Raw genomic sequence first — 16,154 nt, forward strand, 5'->3', positions numbered from 1 at the left:
TCGCAGTCCTTCTTGCGACATCTGTACCGTCGAGGCCGTGTCTGCGCGGCTCTCTTGACGCGAGATAAGAACAGGGGCGCAGGAGGCGCGACCAAATAACCTCAGAAGTTGAAGCGGGTAGCGACACGCAGATCGACCGAGTGGCCGGATAGTCGTCGCGCGTAATGTCCAGCCATTCGCCAAGCGTCTCCCTGTGCCAATGATGCCCCAGATAGACGCTTGGCGAACGGCGTCGAACTTGCGTCGATTCCGACGTATTCCGCTTGATAGAAACGGCAGCGGCCATCGTTTCGCAAGTGCTACCGGTTCTTTTTCTTACGGCGTTGGCTAATTTCCTTTCGTTGTTCAGCTTTTTTTATTTTCACCTGTTTATTCCATTCATTTGCGCCATTGGCGATATCTTGGTAAAGCCCGGTGCTAAATTTCAGGTTTGCAAGCAAATCCAGAATAAATGGAGAAACTTCGAAGTGCTGCTCTTCGAGGACATATTTTATAAATTTCGAACCAAAGAATGCATAAATCGCAGCGCAAACGATCGTTACTTGCGTCCAAAGTGACTGGGCCGCAGAAAATTGATTATGGCTGATTTCGTAAAGAAGGTAGGCGAAGTAAATGTAGAAGCCCGCCACTAGCGCATAAAGTGTCCATACAAGCCTTTTAGACATTTTAACGCCTACGAGTTTGATCTTTGACGCGGCTGCCAATGTAAAAATACTGTAAACCAAAAATGGCATTCCAAAAAAGGCGACGTCTAAGTTCGAAAGGCTGTAACTGCCTGGGGCCAGCGCCAGCAATAGACATAAGGTGGCTCCTGAGATTGTAGACACGAAAAGGTCTGTCTTGATTTCGCTGTAGAACTTAGTCATATACGAGGAATTTTTTCCCGCGATGGCGAGCAGAAAATCACAAATATATAAAAATGCGACTAGCCACATAGCCGACCCCCATCCGAAAACAAGTAACGCTTTATTGGGATTTCCGTGACCAAGATAAAAATCAAAGGCGATGGTGGCCATCGCGAGCGCATAAAAAATATATTTCATCTCTTTGAGTTTCGCATTCTTAAGATGCACTATTGGAATTATTAAAATGCGTGCTGTTACCGAACAGGTTCACTCGGATCGGAATGTGAAGTCTAGGCGAATGCGCCTCTTTCTTCCTGCTTCCGGAATTGTGGCGTCATCGAACAGCGCGGCGCGACCAAAGAACCTCGCGCATTGTCCGCAGCAACCACGAGGCAGTCAGGAGGGCGCAACGTGTTTCGGCGTCATCCAGGGCAGCGCACGCGGTGCCAGAACGGTCGTGCCAGCGCCGTTCCACGCGAAGCCGAACTGGAAATCCTGTTCGGCGGGCAGGACGAAAATGTGCGGCTCGCCCTGCACTTCGCCCCGCCATCCCGCTTCGCGGGCGGAATCCAGCGCATCCGCCAGTTCGGCGTCGATCAGTTCGACGGCCGCTTGCCCCGAATCTACGCCCAGCCGCTCCTTCCATTCGTTTAGACCAAACATGCCAAGGAAGCTGGAATCGGTCTTTTCGAATTCGTACACGTGCCACACCATCGTTTCGGCTCCTTGTTAATAGACCAGGCCAACTCAGGTGTTATCGGCAAAAAAGGCCACAGTCTGAAGCCGAACCAAAAAGCTGAACCGATTAGAACGTGGCCTTTAGCAGAACGTGGCCTTTAGCGTCGTTACGCAAGTCACCGGCTCGCGGCTGCCCTACGATTGAGGTTATTTGGTCGCGCCTGCGCGGTGCAGGGGGCGAGATCAACCCTTTCGAGGGTCGGGGCAGCTGGGGTATGCTTGTAATGAAAGGAGAAAACGCCATGCCACCCGACAAATTGGGTCGTTTCATGATGAGCCCCGAGTTTCTGGAGCGGGCGAAGGCCGCCGTCGCCAGAGCCGTTCGCGATCTGGAGTTTCGCGGTATTCAGCCCGTTTATCTCGATCGGAAGGCAGGCCGGATTGTCGGCGGCGGCGATGACGCCTCGGGCACAAACGACTCTTGCGACGGTCGGCGAACTCCCGATATATTGAAGGGCCAAGATCAAATCCGAGGGGCCGGGGAATGAGCGATAACGGGGTAGCGCTTGGCAGGGCGTTCGCTGCTGAGCGGAGCGCAGCGGATTGGAAGGCTTATGCGAGAAAGCTCGAGCAACAACTTCTGGTTGCGCAAGCCAATCTCGCGGGCCACAAAGCACTCAAGGAAATTGCGATTCGAGAATTGGCGAAGATAGATTCGGCGCACTTTTTGACGGATCAGCAGAACCGCCAGCGACTGTTTGATGAGCAATTCGATGCCGTAGTGTCTGGCGGTCGTCGCGCCGCGTAGCGCTACCGAAGAACGAGCCCGCCCAAAATGGGCGGGTATGTCCTACCCCAAGTCTCGACCGGCGTCGTGCGGGCCGGTTGAGTTCGGAGGATCGCCGCCCCCACGCCCCAATACTGAGGGCACGTGGCCACGCGCGGTGTTGCCTCCTTGACCAACACCCCCACCGAATAGGCGATTCACACGATCCTCCAGTTCCGGCATGCGCGACGCCATCTGACCACCGACCCACGAGAACACCTGGTCAGGCACGATGTGAATCAAACTGAACGTACTGTTGCACAGCGTCTGGCACATACTAACGTAGAGGACGATGTAGCCGATGATGGTCACGAGGCCCGTCGTTGAATCATATTGGGCGTTTTGCATGGCAACGCCGAACATCGAGTTCAGTAGCGTTCCAAGGACCACGATGCCCGCTCCGGCCAGGACGAAGCCGATTTCCATGAAGACCGGTCTGAACATGACGTTTAGCAGGAAGATGTAGCCGTGCGTCGGCCTTTGTCCCAACCCTTCACCTTCGCCATCAAGATGCGTCATTGCCCAAAGTGGTGACGCGACCATCGATTCGCCGACAACGGCATACCATGACAAAACGCCGCTGAACCAGATGATGAACGGAAGCATCGGGATGTAGATCGACAGCATCGCGCCGAAGAAGAACAACGTGATGCACATGATCACGATGAACGGAGCGAGTGCGTTCAGAATCCCTTTTGCTGCGCCAGCAACGACTTCCGACATGCCCAAGGTAGCGACATCGGCAGCGGCCGACACGATTTTTCCAGCTTTGGTCTCCTTTGCTTCAGCTAAGCCTTCCAACGCCGCATAGCCGGCGAGCGCAGTCCAACCGGCATCAAGGATATAGTCACCTAGGTTCTTCATGCCGATCAGCGGGTTCGTCGTGCCTCCGGGGCCTTGACCTGAGTTCAGGCTGACCATCCACTTCACTATGCCTTGGCCATCGAAGATCTTACCGACAACGCTCCTCGCGTCCGTTAGGCCAGTAATGCCACTTCCGGACAGATTTGCAGCACTCTGCGCTGCAGTCGCCGACGCATCTTGCTGATTCTGCTGCGTATACGTCGCGCTGACCTTCCGGTATAGCTGCGGGTACGGCATGTTGTCGGGATCAGTGCCCGGCACAGCGGCGGCCGTCGCGTTCGCGAGCGTCGTCACTTGCGAGTTCGCTTGGGCGAAGGTTTGATACCACGCGCCCATCATGATCCAGCCGTCGCGTTGGAGGTTTGACTGAATCACGCTCGCGAGTCCGCTGATCGCGTTCGAGGAATTCGATATCGCCTGCGAAATCGTAGCCTGGTACTGGAGCGCAGCCTGATTGATGATGTTCTGCGGATCTGCCGGCTGCGCCTGTCCGTTCACGGATAAAACGTAAGCTTGCGCAGCAGCAGACAACGTGGACTGAAGCGTGCTCAGCGCGCTTTGATGTGAGCTGAGCATCTGCGAGTAGATTGATCCGGGGTCGAGCGAATAGACGGCCATGCCGTCATACGATGGCAGCGTCGGTGGTGGTGTAATGTTGATCTCAGCCCCGCCGCACGAAAGTCCGCGTTGGTTCATGAGCACGACCTTGTTGTTCGTCGTGATAGCAGTGAAATTCTCGGCCGGATCGACGGACACGCCGCTGTCGTTCGGCATGTTCGCGATCGCCGTGTTAGCCGCCTGCGCGCAAAGGTTCGCTTCGAAGAGAGCTTTCGCCAGTGTGGTGGCCTGCGGCGAAGCTGGCGTTGCGATCATTGAGCCACCGCTGTTGAGCACTGAAACCGCCGCGTCGAGCGACAGGTTCGCAATGCCCACGCCGAGCATTGTTCCCCACAGCATCACCATCTGTGCGCCGCAGTAGCCGCCGAACATAGGAACGAGGCCAGCGAAGCCCGCGCCCAAGCGGATGATGAACCATGGTGACGATTTCTTCTGCCCCATGAACTCACCGTCCTGCCCGGTCGCTATCATCGCGGAACCAAAGTGATACATGGCCCAAATCGCACCGACCGCGAGCATGCACGAATTCAGCACGAGGAACATTTGCGCAATCATGCCTCCCGACCCGCCACCGGCCGCAAGCGGGTTGTGTACCACCGACCCGTAGACCAGTTCCAGCAGCGACATCGACTTGTCGCCGCCTCTGTTCGCCGCGTTCTGAATGTCCCCCATCGACACAGACGACTGCGCAAAGGACGTTGCCGATGTCAGCGTGATAACCACCGCGGTTGCGGCTCGCTTGACCTTGCTCATTGAAACGTGATGGCGTGAGCATAGGCCTGCATGAGCGAAGCAACGGGGGAGGTCGTTTGTCTTCGATTGGTTGCTGCTCATTGCCGGATCTCCCTCGCAACTTCGTTTTCGAGTGCTTCGTACGCCTGCTTCAGCAGGAATCCCCAGAAAAAAATGACCCACGCGACGGCCACGGCGACGCCGAGCCAATTCGACCAGCTTCCCCTGCCGTGATGGATGCGCGCCCACCAAAGCGAAGCGCACAGGAAGCAATGCACGAGCACACAAACCTGGGCAATCAAGCAGGCGTCCCTGAACTGCTCGCGCGTCAAAACACCACGAGCCCGGCGTCGGCGCAGAGCGAGTGGCAACGCTCGTATTACGCGAAAGAAGTGGTTAGTTTCCATGTCACCTCGCACGATGCAGCGCGAACCACTGCCGCCGCGTCATGGGAATTTCCACGCAGACGCCGTTCACAACCTGCACCTCCATGGTCTGCTGGTTGTAGAACTCCTCCCAGATCGCGACGATGTCTGGGGGCGTGCCGGGCGGCTCGACGCCCAACGGGTCAGACGGCGAAGTTTGGGCGACTGCCAGCGGTGACACCGCGATCAGCGCAGCAAACGCAAAGGCAGCGTTCATGCTCGCCTCCCGTAGCATTGTTGACCGAGCGAAATGACCTTTTGCGTTATGCACGTCAGTGCCCCCCTGCGTAGACGACGGCGCGGCGCAAGTCATACAAGCCAAACAGGTAGCCCCTCATTTCGCCCGGTTCGGTGCGCTCGATTAGCGTCTTCAATCGGTCAAGAGGCATGCGAAATGGGTCTTCTGTTTCGAAGACAATCGACAGTTCGCAATCGAGCGACAGGCCGTTCAGCGGGTGGGCCGGTAAAATGGATGCAGCCATGATTTCACCTCTCTTGTTCAGGTGAGTTGTGGTTAGGCGTGCTGGCCGGTAGCCGCCGGTCAGCACGCCGCTTTCGCGTCGATTCAGCCAAGTTTCCGGGCCAAATCAGTGGCACGTGGCTTGTAATAGACCCGGTGCAGTACGTTGAGGGTGCGGTGGCCGGTGATGGCGGCCAATTCCAGGACACTGTCCACGCGGTCCGCGAGGCGCGTGCAGGCCTCTCGGCGAAGATCGTGGAAGTGAAGGTCGTCGAGTTGGGCGCGCTCACAGGCACGAAGGAAAACCTTCTTCAGCGAATCGGCGGAGATGGGAAAGACGCGGCCGGTGATGTGGCGGGGGAGGGCGGACAACGTGGCAACAGCGCGGCTCGATAGTGGCACGTCCCTCGATTCACCGTTCTTCGTATCGTGCAGACGGACGTACCGATCCTCCAGAAACACGTCGGACCAGCGCAGCGACAAGATTTCGCTTCGTCGCATCGCGGTTTCGACCGCGATAATGACGATCGGTCGTACCCAGTCGTTTCGACTGCCGCCGCGTTCAAAGCGACCGTTTTCGTCGCGTGGACTGGCTGCCAATTCTGCGAGCAGTCGCTGTTCTTCGTCGTGCGACAGCCGACGGGTGCGAGCTCGGTTTTCTCGCGGACGACGGATGAGTGATACCGGGTTGACGTCTATGTGGACGTCCCATTCCTTGCGCGCCACATTGAGGACATGCCCAATGAGCGTTAGCTCACGGTTGACAGTCGATCCTGTGACCGGTTTTCGTTTTGCATCGCCGGCCAATCGGCGATCGCGGTAGTCCGCGATGACCTTGCTCGATAGAGCAGTGATTTTGTATTGTGAAATGAGGTCTTCGCGCAGTTTTTTTATCCGCTCGATTTCGCCCGCACCGCTCTTCTTATGGGGCGAGACCTCGTTGGCGTATCGCTTCAAGAGGTCGTCAAGCGTGTTGCGCTCCGCTTCCGTTCTATCGACAAAGGTCCCTCGATCCATGTCGGACTCGATGCACCGTGCCCAAGCTTCGGCTAAAGCCTTTGTGTCGAACGTGCGTGTTTGGGTGGGGTAGCCGCGCCGACGTATGAACGCGCGCCAATAGTTTCCCCGCTTCAGGATTGATGCCACTGGATGCTCCAGACAGTTGTTCGTCGTTGTCTGGGGCTGATTTTCGAGGTGCACCGCTCGCGCACCAAAAGGGCATTTCGCGAGGTTTGCAAACGCAAAGAAAAAGGCCCTCGGCTTTCGCCAGAGGGCCTTTATTCTTCGGGTTTCACGTACCCATGAATCTGGTGGGTAGTACTGGGATCGAACCAGTGACCCCTGCCGTGTGAAGGCACGTGAGAGACCCAATAGCTACGCACCTTTCCGGGTGGATTCTGCGTTCATAGGACGCGTACAGGACTCCTGACGCGAAATGACCGTAGATGGGAACGATTAGCAAGTATGTAGCAAAAAATGGGGCGGTGACATTTCAGGCAAAGGTGCGGCGGAAGGGGGCCCCCACCCAAACGCGGAGTTTCCATGAAAAGAAGGACGCGGAAAAGTGGGTAAGGGCCGCCGAGGCGGCGCTGGATCGCGGGGAGCTACCGAAGCCTACCAAGCCGCAGCCGGGCGGTCTGAACACTTTAGCGGACGTGCTGCGGCGATACCGGGATACCGTTTGCCCGGACCATCGAGGCGGTTGGATCGAGGTTTTGAAGATCAACGAATGGCTTCGAGAGCACGATTTTGTGCGAATGCCGCTCGCGAGCGTGGATGCCGCCTTCATGGCCGCGTGGAGGGATGCGCGGCTGAAAGAGGTCAAGCCGGGGTCCGTTGCCCGACAAATGAACTTGCTCTTTGCCGTCATCAACCGGGCTAGGGCGGAATGGGGCTGTGCAATCTCGGAGTGCAAGGTCGCAAGGCCGAAAAGTCCGCCGCATCGTGACCGCATTCTCAGCGAGGACGAGGAAGCAGAGTTGTCCGCTAAGGCGGGGGAGTTCAGGCCAGTCATCGATTTCGCTGTAGCCACCGCCATGAGACAGGGGGAAATTGCCGCGCTCAAGTGGGCGGATATCGATTTGTCCCGCAAGGTTGCCCGTTTGCATACGTCCAAGAATGGTCTTCCTCGTGACGTACCGCTATCGACCAGAGCGATTGCCGCGCTGGACGGCTTGGAGCAGGGCGATGGGCTGGTGTTCCGGATGAGCGCGGAGGCAATAAAGCGCCGATTTATCCGTCTTGTTCGGAGTGTGGGAATCGAAGGATTGCGTTTTCATGATCTTCGTCACACGGCAATCACCCGATATGCTCGTGCAGGCCTGAATCCGATTCAACTGGCGGTGATCAGCGGGCACAAGGATATTCGCATGCTTTCTCGCTACACCCACCTGAAGGCTGACGAGTTGGTCGGACTGATGGGATGATCGTTCGCTAAACATCGCGCGGCGAGGCACTGGGCCTTGCCGCGCGGCTTGGGCAGTGCGACGGAAAGATCAACAGCCGACCAACCGACGATCAATAGCCAGTCGAGTCTCCTCGACGAGTGCTTCTGCAATCAGGTCCAGCGTCTCAGTTTTCGGCAATTTGAGCTTTTTGGTGTCGAACGGCTCGAACACCTCGATGCCATCGAGGGGGGTAACGTTCGCGGTGATTTCCCACAGGGTTGTACGCTCGACAATTTCGATTTCGACGGCGCAACCGCGATGCGCGAAGTTTATGAACGACATGGTTTGGGCGGCTTCCGGGAGTGGCCGAATTACCATGATAGTACGAACGAAACTCTTCGGCGGGCCGTGCGAGAACGGTCGATTGCATAGGGCGGATTATGGCTCACCGACCCGCCTCCCCTTCCACGGGCGTTCCGATGTACAACGGCCGATCGCGTGGCTCGACCCAATCGCGCGGCGTGGTCGATGCCGCCCAACGATGCGATCAACGGTGGAGCCGTTTTTTTTCGGTTGGCCGTGCCGAAACGCTAGACGGCCATGTGTCAATTCACCTCACTGCAAAAGCAACGTTACACTTTGGGATTTACAACGTTATAAACCGGCCGAAGACCGACGGGGGAAACATGGAACCAGGTGAAAAATCAGCGAATTACGTCCTTGATAAAGAAGAGGCACTGACGCCCAGCCCAAATGGGGATGGCGGTGGTGTCGGTAAACCACCGGTCGATACTAACGCTCCGGGTAGCTCGCCTTCCGGCTCGCTCCCAGATGGCCTTCCACAATCGCCACTGGCGCAACTAGCGGGCGAATTCGTGAGCCGGACTGACGACATGCGTCGCGCCGCAAAGATCACGATGAATGCGATCATTGCGCATTTCAATGCGAAAATCGATGAGTGCTTAGAAATTATTAGTCCGCATATAGATGAGAAAGAAGCTGACGGATTTACCGTCAGAATGCCCGAAGACATCCGAGAGCGTACCGCGCTAACCGCGGCGTTGACCGAGTACACACGCCTCAACAAATCCAAGATGGGAACTATTGTTGAGCGAAGCTTGTTTATTGGTTTATTTAGCGAATTCGATGCTTTTATCGGCAACCTACTTGCAACAATCTATCAGAGACAACCCGAATTACTGAAGAGTGTAAAGCGGGAGGTTACGCTAGCAGAGTTGCTGGAATTTGAAACGCTAGACGCTGCAAAAAAAGACATCCTTGAAAAAGAGATCGACTCGTTCAGGAGGGAAAGCTATGTAGAACAATTCACGCTTCTCGAAAACAAATTTGGCTTAAAAACGCTGAAAAAATTCGCCGAATGGCATGAATTCGTCGAAATCGGGCAGCGCCGAAACCTGATGACGCACAACGATGGGGTCGTTAGTGAGCAATATCTTGCAGTCTGCAAAAAAGAGGGATGCCAACTTGATCCAAAGCTCACTGTCGGCGAAACACTTACCGTCGGCGCCTCATATTATTTCAGGGCTTGCCATGTACTTTCCCTTGTCGCTTTTATGCTTGTATATACCTTGTGGCGAAAGGTCTTGCCTGCAGAATCTGACATTGCAAACGAACATATACGCTTAGCAGTCTACGATGAACTTCGCAGAAAAAACTGGCAGATTGCAGCAAGTATGGGAGCGTTTTCACTTTCACCTGAAATGCAAAAAAGGTGCAGATGAACTAAATATTAGAATTAGAAGCATAAACCTAGCAATTGCATATAAAAAATCACAAAAAACAGACGAATGCTTAAGGGTTTTGAAATCCTGCGACTGGACCGCCTCCATAAGAGATTTCAAGCTTGCTGTCGCCGTCCTCAAAGATGAATATGAAACTGCAGCGGATTTGATGAGGCAAATTGGGAAAAGTGGAGAACTGGTTCATCAAGGGGCGTACCACGATTGGCCGCTATTTTCCGATTTCTGCGATCGGGACGAATTTTTTAAGGCGTATCTCGACGTATATGGGCACGATTATCATGCAAAACGCGACGAGGAACCCGACGCGCTCACCGTACCAAACCGCTTACCCAACATAGCGGCAGCAGGGGTGTTAGATATCGGCACCGAGGTAGTCGCTGCGCCTGTTGAAATCGATTCCGCTGCAGGTGAGCCTGCTCCACGGAAAAAGCCGAAACCGCGACTCAAGTCAGTCCCACCAAAAAGCGACTGATTGTTAGAACAAAAAAGCGTTGAGTTACGCATAAGGCACTAAGACATGAATCGGCTTGCCCCCTTCAGCTATACCTGGACCCGGCAAGCCGACGCCTGGGCTTTTCGCGGAGGTAACTCCCAGCACACTTGTTGCTCATCCAAGGGCTACTCATTTGCCCTAGAAATGAGGTCACTTCGTAGGATCTACCTTGTCACCCTTCCGCTCCTGCACGTAGTGCTCCGTTATCGTCAGCGACAGATGACCAAGCTGTCGCAGCCGCGCTCGTTCGCAGCGCACCGCCCCCTGCCTACTGCGGGCAGTCGCGGTGCGGACGCACCTGCGACGCGGGGACGCGGGGACGCCGACAAGGCGCGGCGACCTAATCTGGTTGGTGAAGGAGATCAACTGATGACTTACGCTCCTCAACTCTGATTTGGTCCGCGTGCTACTTCTCACTCAAGATCAAGATGCGTCCGCCGCGCACTAGGCGCCGGAATAGATATCGCCATCGTGAATAGTGCCGTCAGCGGTCAAATTCCTGCTTACAATCGGCGAGGAATGGGCAGCACCGCAGAAGCACCTCAGCGACCGCCTCAAGAAAGTCGTCCAGCCGCGCTCCTCGGCTTCGAACACGCTGGACCCAATCTTTTGCGACCTTCCTATAATGCGCACGCTGGCTCGCTTTCCACCCCTTCTTCGGGTACACCAAGTCGTGCATCCCCGCGAGATAGACACGTTCAATATTAAGATCCGAAAATCTTTCGAAATGATGAATCTGGTTGCGCTCCCGAATTTCTTGATCAAATTCCTTTGCGAATCGATTGATGAACTGGCCGAATTGAATGCCATGTTTGGGCATCAAGACATCGACAGCATCAACCAAATATTTTAGGCGTTCCTTGAACTGATAAATGCGACTGAAGTACAACTCGCATACGTTGCTCAGGTGTTCGTGTCGAGTAACGGGTAAGTCCCTGAACGGAAAGCGGCGGAAGTAATACTCACAGGCCTTTATAGAAAGCACAAGGTCGCACAATTCGAGGTAACGAATCACAACGGCATGTTGCAGGTCCAATTCATGAGGGAGTTCGATCGGTTTGACTTTGTTGTTTGACTCCGGGGAAATTCCGTCGAAGTCCATCGCGGCCAATAAGTTCGAAACTCGCGCTTCCCGCCAGCCGGGGACGGCATTAAGTCTCGTAATGAAGCTGCTTATCGCATCCATCATCTTCTCGCTTGCCGATTTATTGGATTCTGGTGTCTTGTTTTTCATTGCAATCGCATTAACGATAGGAGTCACGCGGGACCGCCAGCAATGTACAAAAATGCTGAAAGCCCGATTGAGGCCGAAATGAGTCAGTCAATATGACGCTGCCTGCTTTACTTAGTCAAATATTCAGAAGTCACGTCCGTATGCTCAACGGTTGCTTGAGGCCCGAGATTGGACTTGTACTTGGCGAGCTGCGCTAGCGGACAGTTTAAGGAAAACCTTCATTCAAAGACCTTGCTTTCCCTGAGTGTCTCAGCTGCGGGTGTTCCCGGATCAGGCCACTGATGGGTAAATTCGTTACCGCGTAGCCACACGAACACGTGCATCAGATTTTTCAAGTCGCTATCGCTAAGGCTGTGCGTCCAATTTTTCCATCCGATCCAGCCCGGCTGCCAAGCGCATAAGGTGCCGCCATCCGCCGCCGAAATGAACTCGCCTTGGTCATCTGCGATGGCGTCCCAAGTCGCGTTCGACTCGCCACCGAATGTCAGGTTGTCAGATAGAAAGCGGATGACCCAGCCTCCCCAGAATTCACGTGCGCCGACCAACTGATCGAGCCAATACTTACTTTGGCCGCTTGTCACGTGGTGAAGTGCGCTGCGCTCGTCAGTCGGATGATTCCGGTAAAGGGCGTTCCATCCTGTCGGGTCGAACGCGTTGGCGGGGTTTCCCGGCTTCGAGCGCTCGTTTTCCGGCAGGTCGCGCTCGCTGCCGTAGCACGCGTAGAAGACTGTCCAGCCGCGCTGATTCTTTGGTGTCGATTCGACGGCAGCGCGATTAGCGACGCGTCGCCCATGTGCGTTGAGCAGGCGTTGATAGGTCTCTCGGTCTAGCATGGAGCTCAGTGTGCCTTCGACGCAGTGCCCGGAGCGGACGGCGTCATCTTCAGCAGGTCGTCCAGCGTTAGACCGCCGCGCCGCGTGTTGCCCTTGTCGTCAATGATCGTGATGCCGAACAATACATTGAGCTCTTTCGCTGCCGCGATGCGCTCGGCGCGTTTGGCGGTCTCGTCGGTAGCGATGGAGAAGAGCACACGGGCTGCCTGCTCTGAGTCCCAGATGGGGTTGTCCTTCTTTTCTGCGACAGCCGCGACCAGTGTGCGTTTGTATGCGTCCGACGTTTCGATGAGGTTGATGTAAGCGAACGGGTTCATGGTCATGGCGTACTCGTGACCGAAAGCGCCTGTCAATGCTGCGATGCTGGTGTGACCATCGGCGCGAAGTTTGACGTAACGCAGCAGCGCGTCCCTGTGGATGTGCGCGATGAATTCGTTGCTGAATGTTTCGATGGCCGCGACCATGTCTATTGATCCAATGTACTAGGTATTACGCGCGAGTTTGACGGGCGTTAGTGTCGTGGTCTAGCTGGCGCTGCCGGAGCCGTTCGCGTGGCGTTCGGGTAGGGTTGTGTGGGCCGGGTCGATGCAGGCCGGGAGAACACGGTTTTCGCTGGGCGGCGCGCGTTCCGGGGACGCTCTTCGGGTATTTCGGGCGGGCGGTTCGTCGCCGAAGTATCGCCGCGAGTCCGTCCCGCGTCTTACGGCTCAGTCAACTGTTGTTCGGCCTGTGAGCGACGGCCCTTATCCGGCAGGGTGCGCCGTTCGTCGCTGGCGTGCGCGCCGTCTGGTTGGGGCCGACGAAATAGCCGCGAGGGTTGCGCGTGATGCGCTTGAGGGAAGGGTCCACGGCCCGTGGGCCGAAGCTGCTTGCTGCGCAGGGTGATGGATAATTCTCGCTTAGAGTTAGGTGATAGCCGCAGCAAGCGGTTCGGTCTAAGGATTTCTCTAGGAAATTCCCTTTTAATTCAAGCGCCTATTCCCTTTTAGATCCTTAGAGTATTAGAGATATATATAGAAAGAAAGTAGAGAGAGAAATGTAGGTATATATATTGCAGATGCACACGATCTCTATCTCTAGACTCTAAGCCCTTCCCGATCAGTGTACAGCCCACGCGGCTAAAGGCTCTCCGGTGCCCTGCGCTTAGACGCCCCCCCCAGCCGTTAGACGCCGAACGTCAGTCCGTCTAGGCGCGGCGCGCACAAGAAATTTGTCAAATCTCATCGCCAAACGTTCGCAGAAACGAAAACGGCGTCACCCGAACCGAGCAACGCCGCACATGCGCACGCACATCCACACCGCACCAGTTCAGAACCGCTCTTTTTCCACCTTCGCGGCTTCGTCATCAGGCGACGGGCTGCGTGCGGCCAGCATCGCATCGAACGCATCTTGGTCCTCCAGATGCGCAAACCGATACTTCTGCACGCCGCTAGGCCTCACTTCATCAGCCCCACGCGCGGCCATCGCCTTCCGCAGGCCGCTCGGGTGAATCTTCGCTTTACCGTTCGACAGGCCGTGAATCACATCGAGCAGCCCCACACGATCTACGCGTACGCAGCACTTGCCGCTGCCATCTCGAATCGGAATGACCTCAAGTTTCACTTTGCTCAAGGCCAAGTCGAGATACGTCTCAATATCGCCGTCCGCCACAATGCCGCGCTCTGCGGTCACCTCTGCGGCGTTAAAAGCCGTAACCTGTCGCACTACCTCTCGGACAAACGCCGCATAGCCCGACTCGCCGTTGTCGTCCATCCATTCGGCGCACTCCGCCAAGATTTGCCACACGTCATCCTCGAAACAGATGCCGCGCTCTTTATCATCGAAGATCGCTTCAAAGTCCTGACGCCAGCGCGGCTGTCCGCCGACATCCTCCAACTGGCCGCAGAAGAGCGGCATAAAGCGCCGATTGCCGGTCTCGTCGCGCTGAAGCTCATACTTGTTGCCGTCCAGCATCATGATCCACTGCCGCTGTTGCGTGAACGTGCCCTCGAACTTATAGTGCATCTGATCGGCAACGCGCGTGGTGATGTCCTTGATCTTGTTGGTATCGGCCCGCGTAAAGCCAGCCATTTCGCCGACTGTCGCGATAACGCTATTGCCGGTAATCGCCCGCAGGAATTCCATCCAGTCGCCGTCAAGGTTCAACTGGACCGAATCGGCTTCATCGCTTCCGGTGATGATCTGACATAGTTTCTTAGCGAAGAGCGACTTCCCGCAGCCTTGTGTGCCGATGAGGGCAATCGCAATCGGTGCCAACGAACCCGGAATCATCAAACGGCTGTATAGCGACAACCAGAAGTATTGGCCGACGTTTTGGATCAGCGATGTATCGCGCAACTCAAAAAGCTCGATCAGCTTCCTTTTCATGCGCGGCTTGCCGTCCCACTCTGGGATTTTCTTCTCCAAGCGATCTATCAAGTCGTTGCGCTCGTGGTCCAGCGCGTATTCCCTAATCACTTCTCGCGCGGCCTTCAAGGGAACGCCCTTCAACCCGGCGGCAGAGAAAGCCGCAACCAAGCGCGTGACCGGGTAGTGATCGTCAATGATCTTATCCTCGTGATCCACGATGCGGCCGCGATAGCTATCGCGATGCGGGATATCTTCCACGCCACCAAACAGCGCGTTCAGCACGCAAAGTTTATTCTCGTCGGTCATGAGCGGTTGCGTGATAAAGGCGTCGCCCTTCCGCACCTGCTTTACGTCCTTGAACTGAATATGCAGGTGCGACGCGAGCCATTTCGCACGTTCTACGATGTCACGCACATCTCGGCGAACCTCAGCGGCCTGGGCTTCAGCGGCTTCCGCACCGGAGATGCGTTTGGCCTTCTGCTCTTCGAGTTGGCGCTTGGAGGCCTCCGTGATCTCATCCATAATCTCATCCATACGAGCATCATCTTCGGCCACCTGCTCGGGGGTGCGTCTTTTGTCCCGCTCACGCGTCTTTGCCTCGGAGACGAGGTTACTGTCACCAGCCTTAGCCGCAATCTCCTCATCCGTCGCTCCGGGGCCAAAGTCCATTCCGATTACAGAACCGCTTCCGGAAGAGGAAAGGCGCTCTATCTTGATGAGTTTATCGTTGTCCACGCGGCGATATTCCAGTGCGCGAATATCTTGGAGTAATTCGTTTTTTACGGTCGTTCTGGTTATCTTGACGTTTCCGTCATAAATCGCACCGATCACGCGCTTCTTTGCGCCGCCGGACACCGTAACAACCGGATTCGCAACGGGGTTTTCGCCGTGGCTATTTTCTTCGACACTAGGCCCAACCATAATATCTCTACCTTTTGCATTACCCGGTTTATCTGGGACTTCGCTGCCCGCTCAGGTTTCGCCGCCTTAGCGGGCTTTCTTTTTTCCGCACGTCGGGCTGCGGCACGGACATTACTGCGTTAAAACGAATCGGGCTAATCAGGCGCAAGCCTTCGGCGGACGCCCAATCTTTATGGCGCTCCGCTCGTTGAACGGGTTTGTCCGCTTTTTCACTAGGTGGATCATTGCTTGCCGCATGTATTCCGCGAACGGGACTCCGATCTCATCCGCAGCTGCGATTGCCTGCGCTCGGAGTTCCGGCGAAGCGGTGAAGCCGACTTTGATGCTGGGCATGTCGAATCTCCTATAACGACGGTTCGCAAGTAGTTTCCGCCTTTCCCGGTGTCCACAGCAGCCATCCTTACTGTCCGCGAGCGAGGTATGTTCTCGCCGCGCCAAATAAAAAGCGCGCCTGTCCACCACGGCCACATACCGTAGATAACGCGCGCGCTTTTAACTACTGTCCAACCCGAAACATCTTCCCGTGACCGCTATCGATCACTGCGGCCGCATGGTAGCTCTGAAAGAGTGAACATTTTCGATGCTATTTTGCTATCGATAATTTTTGATCGATTTTCTGCGGCTATCGACTTCCCGTGGATCACCGGTCCGAAGCCGAATCAACCTCGCATGCGGCTACAGTGCGTCGGTCCGCCGCGGCATCGATGTGCCTCGATGCGTGCGACA

Annotated in this window: 18 protein-coding genes and 1 tRNA gene; 5 read left to right on the forward strand and 14 right to left on the reverse strand. The window is 55.8% G+C overall.

Annotated elements, in window-relative coordinates; translation table 11 throughout:
• Positions 1-299 precede the first annotated feature (299 nt).
• Positions 300-1,043 carry a hypothetical protein gene (locus PAN31108_RS07075; protein ID WP_150668162.1) on the reverse strand — a complete coding sequence of 248 codons (744 nt, stop codon included), beginning with the start codon at positions 1,041-1,043 and terminating at the stop codon, positions 300-302.
• Between the two features lie 198 nt (positions 1,044-1,241).
• Complete coding sequence (locus tag PAN31108_RS07080; RefSeq protein WP_150668163.1) at positions 1,242-1,547, reverse strand: hypothetical protein; 306 nt, start codon at positions 1,545-1,547, stop codon at positions 1,242-1,244.
• A 278-nt stretch (positions 1,548-1,825) separates the two neighbouring features.
• Between PAN31108_RS07080 and PAN31108_RS07085 the strand changes: the two genes are divergently transcribed.
• Positions 1,826-2,071, forward strand: a complete 246-nt coding sequence (locus PAN31108_RS07085; protein ID WP_150668164.1) for a hypothetical protein — start codon at positions 1,826-1,828, stop codon at positions 2,069-2,071.
• Complete coding sequence (locus PAN31108_RS07090) at positions 2,068-2,331, forward strand: hypothetical protein (RefSeq protein WP_150668165.1); 264 nt, start codon at positions 2,068-2,070, stop codon at positions 2,329-2,331. Before PAN31108_RS07085 ends, PAN31108_RS07090 begins: the two co-directional genes overlap by 4 nt.
• Before the next feature lie 42 nt (positions 2,332-2,373).
• On the opposite strand, the gene PAN31108_RS07095 is transcribed toward PAN31108_RS07090, so the two are convergent.
• The 6 genes from PAN31108_RS07095 to PAN31108_RS07120 all read right to left on the reverse strand — a co-directional run bounded on the left by PAN31108_RS07095 (position 2,374) and on the right by PAN31108_RS07120 (position 6,831).
• On the reverse strand, positions 2,374-4,584 hold the full coding sequence (locus PAN31108_RS07095) for a DotA/TraY family protein (protein WP_150668166.1): 2,211 nt from the start codon (positions 4,582-4,584) through the stop codon (positions 2,374-2,376).
• Between the two features lie 77 nt (positions 4,585-4,661).
• Positions 4,662-4,970: a hypothetical protein gene (locus PAN31108_RS07100; protein ID WP_150668167.1), complete on the reverse strand. Its 309-nt coding sequence runs from the start codon at positions 4,968-4,970 to the stop codon at positions 4,662-4,664.
• Between the two features lies 1 nt (position 4,971).
• Positions 4,972-5,205, reverse strand: coding sequence for a hypothetical protein (locus PAN31108_RS07105; RefSeq protein WP_150668168.1), 234 nt, complete (start codon positions 5,203-5,205; stop codon positions 4,972-4,974).
• A 55-nt stretch (positions 5,206-5,260) separates the two neighbouring features.
• A complete protein-coding gene (locus PAN31108_RS07110; protein ID WP_246183822.1) occupies positions 5,261-5,470 on the reverse strand; it encodes a hypothetical protein in 210 nt (69 codons plus the stop codon).
• An 83-nt stretch (positions 5,471-5,553) separates the two neighbouring features.
• On the reverse strand, positions 5,554-6,465 hold the full coding sequence (locus tag PAN31108_RS07115; protein ID WP_306440133.1) for a site-specific integrase: 912 nt from the start codon (positions 6,463-6,465) through the stop codon (positions 5,554-5,556).
• A gap of 291 nt (positions 6,466-6,756) precedes the next feature.
• Positions 6,757-6,831, reverse strand: a tRNA-Val gene (locus tag PAN31108_RS07120).
• A 62-nt stretch (positions 6,832-6,893) separates the two neighbouring features.
• On the opposite strand from PAN31108_RS07120, the gene PAN31108_RS07125 reads away from it, so the two are divergent.
• The gene (locus tag PAN31108_RS07125; protein ID WP_150668171.1) at positions 6,894-7,874 is read left to right on the forward strand and encodes a site-specific integrase; all 981 of its coding nucleotides are present in this window, start codon (positions 6,894-6,896) and stop codon (positions 7,872-7,874) included.
• Positions 7,875-7,943: 69 nt separating this feature from the next.
• Here PAN31108_RS07125 and PAN31108_RS07130 read toward each other — a convergent pair whose 3' ends face one another.
• Entirely contained in the window at positions 7,944-8,177 is a 234-nt protein-coding gene (locus PAN31108_RS07130) for a hypothetical protein (RefSeq protein ID WP_150668172.1), read from the reverse strand.
• A gap of 137 nt (positions 8,178-8,314) precedes the next feature.
• Here PAN31108_RS07130 and PAN31108_RS07135 point away from each other — a divergent pair, with 137 nt between their 5' ends.
• Positions 8,315-9,577 (forward strand): hypothetical protein, encoded by a 1,263-nt coding sequence (locus PAN31108_RS07135; RefSeq protein WP_150668173.1) that lies wholly within the window; start codon positions 8,315-8,317, stop codon positions 9,575-9,577.
• On the forward strand, positions 9,492-10,070 hold the full coding sequence (locus tag PAN31108_RS07140) for a hypothetical protein (protein WP_150668174.1): 579 nt from the start codon (positions 9,492-9,494) through the stop codon (positions 10,068-10,070). The genes PAN31108_RS07135 and PAN31108_RS07140 overlap by 86 nt, the downstream gene beginning before the upstream one ends.
• A 505-nt stretch (positions 10,071-10,575) precedes the next feature.
• Here PAN31108_RS07140 and PAN31108_RS07150 read toward each other — a convergent pair.
• The 5 genes from PAN31108_RS07150 to PAN31108_RS07170 form a co-directional block, all read right to left on the reverse strand.
• Positions 10,576-11,325 (reverse strand): hypothetical protein, encoded by a 750-nt coding sequence (locus tag PAN31108_RS07150; RefSeq protein WP_246183823.1) that lies wholly within the window; start codon positions 11,323-11,325, stop codon positions 10,576-10,578.
• 218 nt (positions 11,326-11,543) lie between these two features.
• Positions 11,544-12,158 (reverse strand): hypothetical protein, encoded by a 615-nt coding sequence (locus tag PAN31108_RS07155; protein WP_150668175.1) that lies wholly within the window; start codon positions 12,156-12,158, stop codon positions 11,544-11,546.
• Positions 12,159-12,163: 5 nt separating this feature from the next.
• A complete protein-coding gene (locus PAN31108_RS07160; protein WP_150668176.1) occupies positions 12,164-12,622 on the reverse strand; it encodes a hypothetical protein in 459 nt (152 codons plus the stop codon).
• A gap of 844 nt (positions 12,623-13,466) precedes the next feature.
• A complete protein-coding gene (locus PAN31108_RS07165) occupies positions 13,467-15,428 on the reverse strand; it encodes a VapE domain-containing protein (protein WP_150668177.1) in 1,962 nt (653 codons plus the stop codon).
• 138 nt (positions 15,429-15,566) lie between these two features.
• The gene (locus PAN31108_RS07170) at positions 15,567-15,761 is read right to left on the reverse strand and encodes a hypothetical protein (RefSeq protein ID WP_150668178.1); all 195 of its coding nucleotides are present in this window, start codon (positions 15,759-15,761) and stop codon (positions 15,567-15,569) included.
• Between the last annotated feature and the right edge of the window lie 393 nt (positions 15,762-16,154).

The sequence above is a fragment of the Pandoraea anhela genome, from assembly GCF_902459655.1.
GTDB classification, from domain to species: Bacteria; Pseudomonadota; Gammaproteobacteria; order Burkholderiales; family Burkholderiaceae; genus Pandoraea; species Pandoraea anhela.